The following is a 14,590-nucleotide window of genomic DNA, read 5'->3' as shown; positions in this document are numbered from 1 at the left end:
CTTGTTAAAGCGTTTGGTTGAATTGTTCGAGGAAGGCCCTGATGGTGTCTTCGTTACGTTTGAAAAAGTGCCATTGGCCATGCTTCTGGCTGGTGATCAGGCCCGCGCGCTGCAAGGTCGCCAGGTGCGCTGAGACCGTCGACTGCGAGAGGCCGCAATGCTGGTCAAATTGACCGGCGCACACGCCGTGCTCGGTGGAATGCAATTGGTCAGGAAATGACTTTTCGGGATCTTTAAGCAGGTGAAGGATTTCTCGGCGTACTGGGTGTGCCAGCGCTTTTATTATTTCGTCGAGGTCGATGTTCATGGTGGCAGTGCTCAATGAAGTACAACGTTATATCGCGATGAGGCGAACTTTAAATCGTAATATCGCGATATACAAATATGATTTTGATCTGAGATCAGTACAAATCGGTATATCGGGTTATAACGATATGGAGGGTGCAGTGCTAAACTGCGCGCCATGAATTATCTCGCACATCTGCACCTTGGCGGCCAGCGCCCTGAAGAATTACTCGGTAGCCTCTATGGCGACTTTGTCAAAGGCCCGCTGCAAGGTGAATTCCGGCCGGGTATTGAGTCCGGCATCCAGTTGCACCGCAGCATTGATGCCTTCACCGACGCTCACCCCTTAGTCGGGCAGGCACTGTCGCGGTTTACCCACACGCGACGGCGGTATGCAGGCATTGTGCTCGATGTGTTTTTCGACCATTGCCTGGCCCGGGACTGGGGTCACTATGCCGATGTACCGTTGGAGCGCTTTACGTCGGGTTTTTATCGTGTGTTGGGGGCTGAGCCGCAATTGCCCGGCCGATTGGCGGCCATTGCACCGCACATGGCCGCCCACGACTGGTTGGGTTCCTATCAGGACTACCCAACGCTGGAGCGGGTGTTTGACGGGATTGCCCGCCGCTTGTCACGCCCCCAGGAACTGGCGGGCGCCATGCAGGACCTGGATGCGCTGTATCAGCCTTTAAGCGACGACTTTCAAGCGTTCTACCCCGAGCTACAGGCTTACGCCGCTCATGCGCTGAGCCGCTGAATGCGCGTTGAGTTAGCGCTGCATTAACCAGCTGGCCTGAGCTGCACCCGTAGGCCCTGTCTGTTGGGGCTGCACCAGCACGCGTTCAATGGCTTGCTGCGCGCGGAAGGCGAGGACGGCCCGTTCCTGATTCAGGCACGCAATGGGTTCGAGCAGGTGGATCTCCACCTCCGCCGTGTCGTGACTGAACAACCGCATCAAATGCGACAGCAAGTCGTCATCGCCGATGAAAGGCGCAATCGGGTCGGTCGAGCCATCACGCAGATAACGGATCGCGACCGGTTGCAGGTGCGCGCCGCTGTCGATCGCCGCTGAGAGCAGTCGGCCGTGGAAGGTGCGCACGCAGCGGCCATCTGTCGTGGTGCCCTCGGGAAACATCAACAGCGGCAAGCCCTGACTCAAATGGTGATGCATCTGTTGGCGGATCAATTGGCTGTCGCCAGCACCGCGCCGGATGAACAGACTGCCCGCCTTGGCGGCCAGCCATCCTGCGACCGGCCAGCCGCGCACATCCGCTTTGGACAAAAACGACAGTGGCGTCAATTGCCCCAACAGTGCGATGTCGGTCCATGACACATGGTTACTGACCCACAGCATCGAGGTGTCCGGCAACTGCCCGAACACATTGATGCGAAAGGGCAGGGCACGGCTCAGGCGCGCCATGAAAAACTGTGACCAGCGCTGGCGCCTGACCTGAGTGCTGTTGAGTTTCAGGCGTTCCATCACGCCAAATACGCTGGCCATGCCCAGCCCCAACCCTACGACGCACAACACGTGGATCACGCGGCCGTAACGCCGCAAGCGACCCATTACATGGCCGCCTTGAAGTGCCGGGCATAACGCGGGCACAGCTCGTCACGTTTAAGCAAAATAAACACGTCGGCCACCTGGAAGTCTTCGTCCCAGCAAGGTTCGCCGCAGATTTTCGCTCCCAGGCGCATATAGGCCTTGAGCAGCGGCGGCAGTTCGGCAATCACGTTGGCGGGCAGTTCCTGATGTGGAATCGGCTTTTTCGGCTCGGCGCGCAGGTGTTCGGTGCACAAGTAGCGTTCGCGCAAGCGCTGCATGATGGCATGGGCCTGAACGCCGCCGTCCTGCATCGGGATGCTGGCGCAGCCCATCAGGTATCGGTAGTGGCCCTGATTGAGGACTTCAGCCAGTTCGCCCCACAGCACGGCAATGGTGCCGCCATTGCGGTAGGCGGGGTCGACGCATGTTCGTCCGATTTCAAGGACAGGCCCTTGCAGGTGCGCCAGCCCGTGCAGATTGAATTCTTCTTCGCTGTAAAAATGCCCGATGCCGCGCGCGGCCGTGTGGTCCAGTAGCCGGGTGGTGGCGACCAGATGGCCGGTGTTGAGGTCGCGCACGCCGATGTGCGCACAATGCCTGTCGAAGTCGTCCTGATCCAGGCCGCCTTCTGCGCCTTTAAGCGTGGCCTTGAGTTCATCACTGAACACCCGGAAGCGCAGGGCCTGTGCCTCGCGCAACGCTTCGGGGCCGATCAGGCGTTCTGCTTGCAGGCGTCGTTCTTGAGCGGTGTCGCGAATGCGGGCGATTTGAGACATTGCGAATCTCCATGCAGGCCAGTGCCCGCCGAGGGTGACTGCCAATCGACTGAGGGGCGCAACGTCAGGCTAGGCAGGCGCAATGTCATCGCCATGACAATTGAGTGATGCTTGCGTGACAAGCGCCGCGCCGCTTTGGGCCTGATGAACTGTTTGGGCCCGCTGGCGTCCTACCCGATAAGCTAAAAAAATCCCTCGCACCGCTTGCATGTGCCCCGGCTCGGGGTAATGTTCGCCCACGTTTAATTGCCGAAGAGTTCTTATGTTCAAAGCGTGTTTGTCTTCTGTGTGCGCACTCTTGCTGACGCTGGGTGTCAGCCTGTCCGCACAGGCCAATTGGTATCTGGATGGCGAGTCGTCACGGCTGTCGTTTATCACCACGCAAAATGCCAACGTTGCCAACGTGCACCGTTTTTTGGTGTTGCACGGCAAGGTGAATAGCAAAGGGCAGGCGCAATTGAGGATTGAGATGGACTCAGTCAACAGCGCGGTGCCACTGCTCGACGAGCGCATGCGTGATGTGTTGTTCGACTTCAAGCACTTCCCGGAAGCACAGATCACCGCGCAAATAGACCTGCAACCGATTAACAACCTGGCACCCGGCGCCCAGTTTGAGCTGCGTTTGCCGGTCACGGTCAGCCTGCGGGGCAAGCAGCACACCTATGATGCTCAACTGTTGGCCACCCGCCTGGATGAGCACCGGTTTCAAGTGGTGACGCTGGAACCGTTGGTGGTGCAGGCCGAGGACTTCGGTGTGCAGCCCGAGCTTGAAACACTGCGCAAACTGGCGGGATTGTCCGCAATCAGTTTTTCAGTGCCGGTGGGTGCGGTCTTGATCTTCACGGCCCGCTGAGATGGCTGGCGCAGTGTTTCCATGGCGTGAAGCCAATCAGTTCGAATTGCTGATCGACGGTCCGCAATTCTTTGCGCGCATGATCGCGGCGATGGCCGACGCTCAGGCCCACATTGACCTGGAGCTTTATCTCGTCGAAAGCGGCGCGTGTGCCGAGGCCATTGTGGTGGCGCTGGAGCAAGCGGCCACGCGCGGTGTGCGCGTACGGTGTCTGTTCGACGGCTATGGCAGCCTGGCGTTTACCTTGGGGCTGCGTCGACGGCTGATCGATGCCGGCGTGGAGCTGCGCTTTTACAACGCCATCAGCTGGCGCAAAGGGTTGAATAACCTCTATCGCGATCACCGAAAGCTGTTGCTGGTGGATCAACGTCTGGCGGTAGTGGGCGGTACTGGCGTGACCGATGAGTTTTGGCAGCCGGGCACCAATACCTGTGACTGGCATGAAGTGATGGTCGACATTCAAGGGCCGTTGGTGTTGGACTGGCAAATGCTGTTTGACCGTCAATGGCGCGCCAATATCAGTCGTAAAGCCTGGAAACCCGCCACGCACTTCGGGTTGCCTCATTTACCGCGCGTGCCGGCGTCGGGAACAGGCATGGGCCGTGTGGCCTACGCAGACGCCCATCAGCATCGCGATATTTTGAAGTCGCTGGTCAGGGCCATTAACAGTGCAAAACAGCGTATCTGGCTGGCAACGCCTTACTTTTTGCCCACCTGGCAAGTGCGCCGGTCGCTGCGCCGGGCTGCCAACCGGGGCGTGGATGTGCGCTTGCTGCTTACTGGCCCGCGCACCGATCACCCTTCGGTCCGTTATGCCGGGCACCGTTACTACCCGCGGCTGCTCAAAGCCGGGGTGAAGATCTTTGAATATCAGCCGTGTTTTTTACACCTGAAAATGGTGCTGATCGATGACTGGGTCAGTATTGGCTCATGCAATTTTGATCACTGGAACCTGCACTTCAACCTCGAAGCCAATCTGGAGGCGCTGGACCCTGCACTGACTCGCGCTGTGGCGGCCAGTTTTGTCACCGACTTCGCGCAGAGTCAGGCCGTCAGTTTGCAGGCCTGGCAATCGCGGCCTTTGTGGCGGCGGGTCAAACAGCGGGTCTGGGGTTGGGTGGACCGGCTAGTGGTGAATCTGGTCGGGCGTCGATAGCGGTTTTATCAAGCGAGCCGCTGTTTTATTCAACACGCGGTTACATAACGTTTCAGAACGTGCAAAATCAAGCGGCCTCACGGGCACTTGGAGAGCGTGAGCGGGATTTCTGGAGCGTTTTTGCATGACACCTTCGCTGTTGTGGGCGGTACTGGCCTCGGGCTTCATTTATGGCATCACGCCGGGGCCTGGCGTATTGGCTGTATTCGGGATTGGCGCCGCGCGTGGTCGCCGCGCCGGCGCCGGTTTTTTGTGCGGGCACCTGCTGGGCGATGTGATGTGGTGCAGCACTGCTCTGATCGCCATTGTCGGCGCCCGTGAGTTCGGCAGCACGGCGTTCAACGTGCTGGGCCTGCTCAGTGGGCTCTACCTTTTTTGGCTGGGCGTGCGTGCCGTACGTGCACAGCCTAGCCGCGGGGCGCAGCAAGGCCCGGCCCGCCAGCCTTTTGCCCACGGCATTTTCTTCGGTTTGACCAATCCCAAGGCGTATCCCGTTGCCGTTGCCACGTTCACGGCCTTGCTCTCCAGCCGCGCAGAGTTGCTCACATGGACGATGCTGCCCTGGCTGATTGCTCTCAGTTTTGTGGGCGGCGCGGCGGCCTATGCCATTCTGGTCGCGATTGTGGGGGCCGGGCACGTTCGCGCGCTGTACCAGCGCCATGAATTACTGATTACGCGGTTGTGTGGCGTCATGTTCATCGGGTTTGCGATCAGCGCACTGGCGCATGCCTTGCCCGGTTTGTGGATGAGTGTTGTGTGACCTGAGCTGCAAGGAATCAGCCGGGGGGAGTGCCGCATCAAGAGGATGGAGTGTGAGGTTTTACCTTCTGGCATAGAGCTGCCCAATGGATATTAAAAGCTACCTGTCGCAATCCAGCTTCATCGATCTGTTGCTTGATGCCGTGTGCGTGGTGGACCGTCAGGGGCGGTTTATCTTTGTGAGTGCGGCCTGCGAGCGCATTTTCGGGTACACGCAGGAGGAACTGATCGGAACGTACATGATTGAGCTGGTGTTGCCCGCTGATCGCGCGCGCACGTTGCAGGCGGCTCAGGACGTCATGGGCGGCGAGCCCAAACTCAATTTTGAGAACCGATACCTGCACAAGGATGGCCGAGTCGTGCATATCCTGTGGTCTGCCCGTTGGTCCGAGACCTGGCAGATGCGCATCGCCGTTGCACGTGACATCACCGAACGCAAGCACGCCGAATCGCGGCAGCAGGCGCTGTTTGATATCTCTGAAGCGGCCCATGGCGCCGAAGACTTGATGCAGCTGTTCAAACGTGTGCACCTGCTCATCGGGCAATGGCTGCCCGCGTTGAATTTTTCGGTGGCCCTGTGGGATCAGGCGCAAGGCACGTTGAGTTTTCCTTATCACGTGGATGACCACCCGCAACAACACAGTAACGAGGCCCTTGAGTTGAGCGAGCAGGTGATACGCACCGGGCAAGCGATGCTGCACCGCTCACCGGATGCGCCTTCGAGGCTGGGTGTGCCGCTGGCCACGCATAAGGGCATTATTGGCGCGCTGCTGGTCAAGAGCTCGCTGGGCGAAGAGCGTTATACCGAGGAGCATCAGGAACTGCTGCAATATGTCTCGACGCAAGTGGCCGCCGCCATCGAGCGCAAGCAACTACACGCCCGGTTGCAGTACCTGGCGCAGTACGATCCCCTGACACAACTGTTCAATCGCGAATCACTGTATGAACGGCTCGACCGGGCACTGACCAAAGCGAGGCGAGAGTACGGGTTTGTCGGCGTGTTGTATGTCGACCTGGATCATTTCAAACAGATCAATGATCAATATGGGCACGGCATCGGCGATTGCTTGCTGCAACAGATTGCCAAACGCATGAAGCACTGCGTACGTGAAAGCGACACCGTGGCGAGGATGAGCGGGGATGAATTCGTGGTCGTGCTGGATAACCTCAAGCACCCTGACCATGCACAGATCGTGTCGGAAAAAATCCGCCAGAATCTCAGTCAGCCACTCCTGATAGAAGGCCATACCCTGCACGTGTTGCCGAGCATTGGTGTTGCGGTCTACCCCGAGAACGGAGAAGTCGCGCAGCAATTGCTACACCATGCGGATACGGTGATGTACAGCGTGAAGAAAAGTGGTCGGGCAGTGTGAGGAGTGCTGCGAAGAAATGTCGCTTTCAGAAGGCTGACAGCGCAATGAAGAAGTGGAGCGGGTGAAGGGAATCGAACCCTCGTTATCAGCTTGGGAAGCTGGAGTAATGCCATTATACGACACCCGCTCAGAGCGGCTGACTTTGTACCAGAAGTCGGCGCGGATGAGAAGGTTTAATTGTTCATTCCCTCGTTTACAGCCCGATGTGCTCACCGGATGGCGTCATTGTCAGCCCTGCCGATGAAGGGGATTGCACTGGGTTCAGGAAGTCCAGCACGACGCTTTTCGTGTGTCGACTGGCAGCCGTGTGTTCCATGTCCAGAAAGTGTCCGGTGTTGTCCACGATGGCAAATTGGCTGTTGGTAACAGGGTGTGCGAATTGTCGAGCGTCTTTTGCCGCCGTGTATTCGTCCCATTCGCCATTGATGAACAGCACGGGAATAGCAATGCGTTCAGCCGCCTTGAGCCGACTCGCGTAATCACTCGCCAGCAAATGGTCGATGTGGAAGTGCATTTGCGCGTATTCGTGATCGGCAAGGGTGCTGATGTGACGAAAATTAAAGCGTTTGAACAGGTGCGGCAAATGCTTGCCCAGTGTGTCGTTCACCAGATGGCCCAGCAGGGTGCGGTCGCCCCTGGCCAGCCCGTGACGGCCTCGTTCCAGATAATCCTGCATAGCTGTATTGATGGCGGGTGAGAACGAACTGATCACGGCTTTCTCAATACGCTGGGGTTGTTCAGCCAGGGCGGCCAGTGCAACCAGTCCGCCCCACGAAAACGACAACACGTAATGGGCGTTAAAGTGCTCGATCAACTCCAGCAACACGTGAGCTTCAAGCTCATTGGTCAGCAGGGAATGATGAGGATTGTGGGGTTTTGACTGGCCCGCGTAGGGTTGGTCGTACAGCACGACATTCAGTGCGGGGTGCAGGTTCTTGAGGGTCTGGGCAAATGAGGCCGTTGTGGACATCGACCCGTTGACCAGAATGATGGTGCGGTATGCCGATTCGGATCGGTAATGCTCGGTATGGATTCGATACTGACCTTGTATATCCAGCACGGCGATTTCAGGCTTCATGGCGTCGGACTCCAGCACATCGAACGTCGTTTAATCCGAGAGTGAACCCGGAATGTGACAGTCAATCGTGCGGGGCTTGAGCTTGCGCCAGAGGGTTGCGGTCTCAGAACAACTCGATTTCCTGCGCAGTCAGTGCCCGGTACTGGCCTGGCGCCAGGCGTTCATCGAGTACCAACGAGCCGATGCGCTCGCGGTGCAGGCGCAGCACTTTGTTGTTGAAGTGGCCGAACATGCGCTTGACCTGGTGATAGCGGCCCTCAACGATGCTCAGCCGGGCACAACGCGGGCCAAGCACGTGCAAGTGGGCGGGCTGGGTGGTGAGGTCTTCATACGCGAAATAAATGCCGTGGTTGAATGTGACGGCATACGCGTCAGTGATCACGTGCTCTGTTTCAACGTAATACACCTTGGGCAGTTTGGTTTCAGGTTGCGTGACCTGTCGTGACCAGTGCCCATCGTTGGTAATCAGCATCAACCCGCTGGTGTTGAAGTCCAGGCGCCCGGCGATATGCAGGTCGTCCTTGTCCGGCTCGTTCAGCCAGTCGAGCACAGTGGGGTGTTGTGGGTCGTGGGTGGCGCTGACACAGCCGGGCGGCTTGTGCAGCATGAAATACCGCGCGGGCTTGCCGACCTGCAGACATTGCCCGTCGCACTCAATGCGACTGAAGGCCCGCACCTCATGGTGAGGATCGCAGACGATGTGGCCATCGACTTGAACGCGCTTCTCGATCAGCAACAGGCGCACCTGTTTGCGATTGAATTGCGGCAAGTTGCTGAGGAAACGGTCTAAACGCATAGCCATCGATCACATGAAAAACCGGCGCGTAGCTTAACGGTTGGCGTCGCCAGTCGTTGCAGGAAGTTGCTCAAGCACACCGGCGCACCGTGGGCACAGACAGGCCGCATTGCGCAGTTCGGCAGGTAACGCGTCAATGACGCTCGGGTCGAGGGTGACGCTAAAACACCAGCATGCGCTCGTCGGCACATCGTCGCTGGCGAGCATCGCGCATTCATTGCTGGCGCCGCAGGCAGGGCACAGGGCGGGTGTTGGCATGGTCAATCCAATAAAACCGTGGGAGCTGGCCGCCTTTATACAACAGTTGGGCGACCGGCATGGTCATCCGCGACAGACGTGCCTGATTGCATTGACAAGGCGGGTGGGCTTTTTTAGTGTCCGCATCATTGTTTTTCGAGATGTAGCCATGACGCTGGACGACCGTATAAAACTTGAACCCCTCTGGAAGCAGGCGCTGCGCGAGGAGTTCGAAAAACCCTACATGGGCGAGCTGCGTGAGTTCCTGCGTCAGGAGCACGCTGCGGGCAAAGAAATTTATCCGCCAGGCCCCCTGATTTTCAATGCCCTGAACTCAACGCCGCTGGACAAGGTCAAGGTGGTGATTCTGGGACAGGACCCTTACCACGGCCCGGGTCAGGCCCATGGGCTGTGTTTTTCCGTGCAGCGCGGCGTGCCTGCGCCACCTTCGCTGGTCAACATCTACAAAGAACTCAAGCGCGATCTGAACATCGACATTCCTTCGCATGGTTGTTTGCAGTCATGGGCCGATCAGGGGGTGTTGCTGCTCAATACCACCATGACCGTAGAGCGCGCCAACGCAGCGTCTCACGCCAAAAAAGGCTGGGAGCACTTCACCGACCGGATAATCCAGGTGGTCAGCGAGACGCAGCCCACGTTAGTGTTTTTGCTGTGGGGGGCACATGCGCAGGGCAAACAAAAGCTGATTGATGCCACCAAACATCTGGTGCTGACCTCAGTGCATCCTTCGCCGCTCTCGGCTTATCGTGGCTTTATCGGTAACGGGCATTTCAGCCGCACCAACAAGTTTCTTGAGCAAAACGGTTTAACGCCCATCAATTGGACATTGCCTGCCGATTGATCTGCGACCACTACAGGTGTGGTCAGAGAAACGCGGCATGACACACCAGGTGTGACGCCTGGTGTGTAAGTGATAACACGTGAAAATCGCGCGAATTAAACCAGTCGCATTCGACAATTGTCGGGTGCCTCAATAACTCTTTCTACAATGGCTTTAATTGGAACGGCCCACGTCATTCCACTTTCCGGGTCTGTGATAACGGCCAGATGTTCAGTACTGGCATCCAGATCCAGTCGGCACCGTTCATCAATGATTTTGAGTTCGCCGTAGGCGCGACTGACCAACTTCTGTGCCGCCGGAACGCTCAGCGCGTAAATACTGACCAGGTAATTGACGGTTTTACAAAATAAAATCTGATCGCTTTCCGGATGCTGGGGTTGGAACTTTCGCAAGAATGTCAGCGCTGAGGCCTGTATCTGTTGCTCGTCATCCTCGACTAAATGGGCAGATGTCATGGTGTTACTCCGCACGCATTATCAACGTTCTGAATAGCAGCGCGACGCAGGTCTTTATCAACATGAGGAAGACGAACATCCGGATTGGGCATACCGCTGGGTGATAGCTCATGGGTCATTTCGAACTCAGCTCGGACTGACCATCCACAGGCTTCGGTTGTACATTGCAAATAGGCAACACGTAAAAAAATATGTCTGCCTTCGCTGGTGCGGATCCGCATTTTACTCAAGCAATGTGGGCAAACCATTTTGTAGGTGCTCATGAGTGACTCCGGTTAAACGTTGTTAAGTGCCAGTAGCAGGCACGGCGTATAGAAAAGACCACTCCTTTGATCTCGGTGGGTGAGTGTCGGAACAGGCGGCAATAAGCAGTTCCGGCATTAAGTAAGTTTTTGGTTTTCTTTTTGTAGGATTTTTTGATTAATTTTGTATGAGTTGCGTTTTTTTGAGCCTGAAGCGAGTTGTATGAGAGGTAAGTCAGTGTTGTCATTTTCGAAATATTTATAAGGTTGCAATTTTTTAATAATCTTGAAGTACTCAATGTGAGTAGATATTGAAGCAAAATCGCGCTGAGTCAAATTTGGATTATTCAAAATGAGTAACAAGAAATCAATTGAAGTACTTTTAAGGTTGAAGCAGGTCTTCGGTGTTAAAACTGACGCTGACCTTTCAGGCGCCATGGGGGTTAGCCCTCAAACATTGAGCAGTTGGAAAGGACGCTCAAAGATTCCCTATGCGCACTGCATTGATCTCGCAGAAAAGCACGATATTTCTCTTGACTGGTTGTTTAGCGGGCATGGCCCCATGTTGCTGTCTAACTGCCATCAAGTAACGTCAGGGCATGACGTTTTTAATGCAAATGAGTTTCAAATTTTACGGCTTTACCGCGCCTTAAATACGTTCAATCAAGGGCTGGCGCTAAGTGCTATACAGGATCGTCAACATGTGCAGGGTTTGACGGAACGCATAGAAATTTTGTCACAGCGTGTCGAGTAGTCTGCTCAGCCATCAGGTCACTTTCCCCCTCTAAACCGTCGTATCAGGTCGACAATGTCCGTCACCTGTATCCAGTCAGTCAGTTTTCGGCTGAGGGGGATTACCACCAATGCACATATAAAACCGCACACGCCGGGCGGTATGACGGGTAAGTAAAGTGATGCCACCGGCGAGAATAAGTAACCCACACTTGCGCTGAGTAAAAAGCTCGCCATTTTTTTGAATATATTTTTATTTTTTCGTGAGCTCGCCACCAGCCATGCCCCTAAAAAAGCTCCCCAGAACATCGGATTGTTCACCATGTTTTCCAGCACGAGCAGGCACAGTTCAAGGTATTTATTGGCTGTGTACGCTAATTCTTCAGTGGCCATGTCGGGACGCTCTTTTGTCGTAGGGCTGTGCAGGGTTCAGAACATCGTTTGACGTGCATTTCAGACGGATTAATACGTATCGCGTCGGTCAGTTTTTTGAGGTTTATAGACGTCAGATGTGTGTCAGGATGCCGAACTTTAATGCTTTTAAAACAGTGGCGTGACGGCACCGTGTTCCAAACTTTGCTCTGAGGTTGAAGAAGTGAAAGTTGATGGTGCTCTCGGCGCGGTGAAGTGTTCTGGCAATTTCTGCGGTGGTCATGCCTTTTGCACAAAGTTGCAGTATTTGCTGTTCGCGAACGGTGATTTTTGGCGTGCAGGGCGCGTGCTCATTATCCAGAATTAATGATTTATAAGACTCGTCCTGTTTCATTTCAAAGCCTGCACTGTTGAAGGAATTAGGCTTCACAGTAAATGCTGAGTCTCAGGCGCTCAATGTAATTAGGCTGTAAGAATCGGTCTTACATTGCGTGCATTTTCCTACGTAGGGCTGGCTGTTTTCGACTGTCAGGATTTAAGCCGTGTCCAGCGCCGGAACACAGGTTGCGCGAGAAACAACACAAACAGCAGGCGCATGACTTGCAGTGCCGTGACCAAAGGCACGGACAGTTGTAATACCTCGGCGGTCAGGCTCATCTCTGCGATTCCCCCTGGCATCATGCCCAGGGTCAGGGAGCGCAGGTCTAGATGCGTGAGCGCGCTTAACCCCACAGCGCATGCACTGGCGATCATCATGGTGAGCGCTGTACCAAGGAGTGTGCGGGCGATAAAAGAAGGGGCGCGGCGAAAGAACTCGCGATTAAAGTGACAGCCCAGGCCGCTGCCGATCAGCCATTGGCCTGCCTGACTGCTGCCTTCAGGAAGCCCCGTGTGTACGTCCCACACACTGCTGACGCAAGCGCTGACAAGCAGAGGGCCGAACAACCAGGGGTTGGGTTGACCCAAACGTTGCCAAGTCCAGGCCAGCATGGCACCGGCCGCAAACAGTAGCGTCAGCCAGGCGAAATCCACGGGTACGGCCTGCAAAGTCGTCGGGCCGGTGTCCAACGTGTATTTAAATGCGGCGGGTACGCATAAGACCACGGTCAATACGCGCAAACTCTGGCCCGCCGCCACACGGCTCAGAACAGCGCCGTTGCGTGCGCCGAGGTTGACCATCTCGCCCGAGCCGCCAGGCATGCTTGAGAAAAACGCAGTGGCTCGATCTTCTCCGCTGCGAAGCATGATCCATACGTTGATGATGCTCGACAGGCTCGTCAGCAGCGCACCGCACACAATCAGCCAAAAATGCGCGAGTACCTGTTCCATCACCGTTGGCGTGAAATGCAGGCCGATGCCAATCCCGATAATCCATTGGCCGCACTTTCTGCCACCGGGGATTTCGGCCAACTGCCAGGGTGTCAGGCAGCGAACCAGGATGACTGCCAGCAATGAGCCGACCATCCAGGGCAACGGCCAGCCGATCAGGTTGGCCAGATAACCGCCAGCCAGCCCGACCAGCGGCGTTGCCCCCCAGTGTTGGAAACGGCTGTCAGGCATTGGCCAGCGCACGGCGCTGAGCGCTGCGCTTGCGCCAGATTCGTACGATGGGCAGCAGTAACATCACGACCGTGAGCATCCACACGCCCAGCGTGATCGGGCTTGACCACAAGATCTCCAGCGCGCCATTGGAAATCGACAGGGCGCGGCGCAGGTTCTGTTCCATCAGGCCGCCCAAAATAAAGCCCAGGAGCACAGGCGAGAGCGGGAAGTCGAGCTTGCGCAGGATGTAACCGAAGATGCCTATGCCGATCATCAGGAACAGGTCGAAGGTGGTCGCATGCACCGCGTACACGCCGATCGCGGTAATGATGGCAATCACGGGCACCAGCGCCCAGTTCGGCACGGACAGAATGCGCGTGAAGATACGGATCATCGGGATGTTGAGGATCACCAGCATGATGTTGGCGATAAACAACGAGGCAATCAGGCCCCACACGATGTCCGGCTGTTGTTGGAACAACAGTGGACCGGGGGTGATGTTGTACAGCGAAAGGGCGCCGATCATCACCGCCGTGGTGCCTGAGCCCGGCACGCCAAGGGTCAGCATCGGCACCAGTGCGCCACACGCCGAGGCGCCGATGGCCGTTTCAGGGGCCGCCAGGCCGCGCATGTCACCCTGGCCGAATTGACCCGTCGCGCCGGCCATGCGCTTCTCGGTCATGTAGGCCACGGCACTGGCCAGCGTCGCGCCTGCGCCGGGCAGCACGCCCATGATGAAACCCAATAACCCGCAACGGATATTCACGACAAATACCGCAGACGCTTCTTTGAGGTTAAACATCATGCGGCCTGTGGCTTTGACCGCTTCCTGGCCCCGGTGGGTTTTTTCCAGCAGCAACAGAATTTCGCTGATGGAGAACAGGCCCAACACCAGGACCACGAACTGAATGCCGTCAGTCAGGTGAATGTTGTCCCCGGTGAAACGGTACACACCGCTGTTGGCATCGATACCGACACTGGACAGAAACAGGCCGATCAGCGCGGCGATAAAGGTTTTCAGGGGGCGGTCGCCCGCCATCCCGCCCAGGCACACAATTGCAAAAACCATCAGCACGAAATACTCGGCGGGCCCGAATGCAATGGCCCACTTGGCGAGCAGTGGCGCGAACAGCACCATGCCGCAGGTCGCAATAAAGGCGCCGATGAACGAGCTCCAGGCTGACAGCGAGAGTGCGACGCCCGCCAGGCCTTTGCGGGCCATCGGGTAGCCGTCCAGGGTGGTCATGACGGTTGACGCTTCGCCGGGAATGTTCAGCAGGATCGAGCTGATCCGCCCGCCGTATTCACAGCCCAGATACACCGCTGCCAGCAGGATGAGTGCGGACTCGGGCGGCAGGCCCAGTGCAAATGCAATCGGGATTAACAGCGCAACCCCGTTGATGGGCCCAAGGCCGGGTAACAATCCTACGACCGTGCCGATCAACGTCCCGCACAGCGCAGTGACCAAGTTGTAGGGGCTGAGTGCGACGCCGAAGCCCTGGCCCAAATAACCAAAAGTGTCCATA

General features: G+C 56.7%; 19 protein-coding genes and 1 tRNA gene. 7 read left to right on the top strand and 13 right to left on the bottom strand.

The features are described 5' to 3' along the window. Positions 1-4: 4 nt before the first annotated feature. Complete coding sequence (locus IF654_RS17265; RefSeq protein ID WP_047277151.1) at positions 5-307, bottom strand: ArsR/SmtB family transcription factor; 303 nt, start codon at positions 305-307, stop codon at positions 5-7. 156 nt (positions 308-463) lie between these two features. Here IF654_RS17265 and IF654_RS17260 point away from each other — a divergent pair, with 156 nt between their 5' ends. Next, a complete protein-coding gene (locus tag IF654_RS17260) occupies positions 464-1,042 on the top strand; it encodes an acyl carrier protein phosphodiesterase (protein WP_047281098.1) in 579 nt (192 codons plus the stop codon). A 12-nt stretch (positions 1,043-1,054) separates the two neighbouring features. Here the strand turns inward: IF654_RS17260 and IF654_RS17255 are convergent, their stop codons facing one another. Both IF654_RS17255 and olsB read right to left on the bottom strand, forming a co-directional pair. Further along, positions 1,055-1,852, bottom strand: a complete 798-nt coding sequence (locus tag IF654_RS17255; protein WP_194862195.1) for a lysophospholipid acyltransferase family protein — start codon at positions 1,850-1,852, stop codon at positions 1,055-1,057. Further along, on the bottom strand, positions 1,852-2,607 hold the full coding sequence (gene olsB / locus IF654_RS17250) for an L-ornithine N(alpha)-acyltransferase (RefSeq protein ID WP_070412637.1): 756 nt from the start codon (positions 2,605-2,607) through the stop codon (positions 1,852-1,854). Before olsB ends, IF654_RS17255 begins: the two co-directional genes overlap by 1 nt. Before the next feature lie 262 nt (positions 2,608-2,869). Here olsB and IF654_RS17245 point away from each other — a divergent pair, with 262 nt between their 5' ends. The 4 genes from IF654_RS17245 to IF654_RS17230 all read left to right on the top strand — a co-directional run bounded on the left by IF654_RS17245 (position 2,870) and on the right by IF654_RS17230 (position 6,748). Continuing rightward, positions 2,870-3,460 carry a YceI family protein gene (locus tag IF654_RS17245; RefSeq protein ID WP_048376323.1) on the top strand — a complete coding sequence of 197 codons (591 nt, stop codon included), beginning with the start codon at positions 2,870-2,872 and terminating at the stop codon, positions 3,458-3,460. A 1-nt stretch (position 3,461) separates the two neighbouring features. Next, complete coding sequence (locus IF654_RS17240; protein ID WP_169880223.1) at positions 3,462-4,616, top strand: phospholipase D-like domain-containing protein; 1,155 nt, start codon at positions 3,462-3,464, stop codon at positions 4,614-4,616. Positions 4,617-4,740: 124 nt separating this feature from the next. Continuing rightward, positions 4,741-5,376, top strand: a complete 636-nt coding sequence (locus IF654_RS17235; RefSeq protein WP_047281096.1) for a LysE family translocator — start codon at positions 4,741-4,743, stop codon at positions 5,374-5,376. An 85-nt stretch (positions 5,377-5,461) separates the two neighbouring features. Continuing rightward, the gene (locus tag IF654_RS17230) at positions 5,462-6,748 is read left to right on the top strand and encodes a diguanylate cyclase domain-containing protein (protein ID WP_047281095.1); all 1,287 of its coding nucleotides are present in this window, start codon (positions 5,462-5,464) and stop codon (positions 6,746-6,748) included. A gap of 53 nt (positions 6,749-6,801) precedes the next feature. Here IF654_RS17230 and IF654_RS17225 read toward each other — a convergent pair. The 4 genes from IF654_RS17225 to IF654_RS17210 form a co-directional block, all read right to left on the bottom strand. Further along, positions 6,802-6,875: transfer RNA gene (locus IF654_RS17225), tRNA-Gly, on the bottom strand. 66 nt (positions 6,876-6,941) lie between these two features. Further along, positions 6,942-7,826 (bottom strand): alpha/beta fold hydrolase, encoded by an 885-nt coding sequence (locus tag IF654_RS17220; protein WP_047282985.1) that lies wholly within the window; start codon positions 7,824-7,826, stop codon positions 6,942-6,944. A 103-nt stretch (positions 7,827-7,929) separates the two neighbouring features. Continuing rightward, complete coding sequence (locus IF654_RS17215; protein WP_047282984.1) at positions 7,930-8,622, bottom strand: pseudouridine synthase; 693 nt, start codon at positions 8,620-8,622, stop codon at positions 7,930-7,932. Between the two features lie 33 nt (positions 8,623-8,655). Further along, positions 8,656-8,880: a cysteine-rich CWC family protein gene (locus IF654_RS17210; protein ID WP_095009056.1), complete on the bottom strand. Its 225-nt coding sequence runs from the start codon at positions 8,878-8,880 to the stop codon at positions 8,656-8,658. A gap of 148 nt (positions 8,881-9,028) precedes the next feature. Here IF654_RS17210 and ung point away from each other — a divergent pair, with 148 nt between their 5' ends. Next, a complete protein-coding gene (ung, locus tag IF654_RS17205; RefSeq protein ID WP_047277131.1) occupies positions 9,029-9,721 on the top strand; it encodes a uracil-DNA glycosylase in 693 nt (230 codons plus the stop codon). A 95-nt stretch (positions 9,722-9,816) separates the two neighbouring features. Here the strand turns inward: ung and IF654_RS17200 are convergent, their stop codons facing one another. Together IF654_RS17200 and IF654_RS17195 are read right to left on the bottom strand one after the other, a co-directional pair. After that, entirely contained in the window at positions 9,817-10,176 is a 360-nt protein-coding gene (locus IF654_RS17200) for a hypothetical protein (protein ID WP_047277129.1), read from the bottom strand. Then, on the bottom strand, positions 10,173-10,439 hold the full coding sequence (locus IF654_RS17195; RefSeq protein WP_080960237.1) for an Ogr/Delta-like zinc finger protein: 267 nt from the start codon (positions 10,437-10,439) through the stop codon (positions 10,173-10,175). Before IF654_RS17195 ends, IF654_RS17200 begins: the two co-directional genes overlap by 4 nt. A 331-nt stretch (positions 10,440-10,770) precedes the next feature. On the opposite strand from IF654_RS17195, the gene IF654_RS17190 reads away from it, so the two are divergent. Beyond that, on the top strand, positions 10,771-11,172 hold the full coding sequence (locus IF654_RS17190) for a helix-turn-helix domain-containing protein (protein WP_047277128.1): 402 nt from the start codon (positions 10,771-10,773) through the stop codon (positions 11,170-11,172). A 17-nt stretch (positions 11,173-11,189) separates the two neighbouring features. Here the strand turns inward: IF654_RS17190 and IF654_RS17185 are convergent, their stop codons facing one another. From IF654_RS17185 to IF654_RS17170, 4 genes are all read right to left on the bottom strand, one after another. After that, complete coding sequence (locus tag IF654_RS17185) at positions 11,190-11,543, bottom strand: putative holin (protein ID WP_047277126.1); 354 nt, start codon at positions 11,541-11,543, stop codon at positions 11,190-11,192. Between the two features lie 112 nt (positions 11,544-11,655). Next, entirely contained in the window at positions 11,656-11,916 is a 261-nt protein-coding gene (locus tag IF654_RS17180; RefSeq protein ID WP_052892200.1) for a response regulator transcription factor, read from the bottom strand. Between the two features lie 134 nt (positions 11,917-12,050). Further along, positions 12,051-13,082 carry an AbrB family transcriptional regulator gene (locus IF654_RS17175; RefSeq protein ID WP_194862196.1) on the bottom strand — a complete coding sequence of 344 codons (1,032 nt, stop codon included), beginning with the start codon at positions 13,080-13,082 and terminating at the stop codon, positions 12,051-12,053. Next, positions 13,075-14,589 (bottom strand): tripartite tricarboxylate transporter permease, encoded by a 1,515-nt coding sequence (locus tag IF654_RS17170; protein ID WP_047277122.1) that lies wholly within the window; start codon positions 14,587-14,589, stop codon positions 13,075-13,077. Before IF654_RS17170 ends, IF654_RS17175 begins: the two co-directional genes overlap by 8 nt. Position 14,590 lies beyond the last annotated feature (1 nt).

The sequence above is a fragment of the Pseudomonas lundensis genome, from assembly GCF_015377145.2.
Taxonomy (GTDB): domain Bacteria; phylum Pseudomonadota; class Gammaproteobacteria; order Pseudomonadales; family Pseudomonadaceae; genus Aquipseudomonas; species Aquipseudomonas lundensis.
This window is presented reverse-complemented; position numbering and strand designations above follow the sequence as displayed.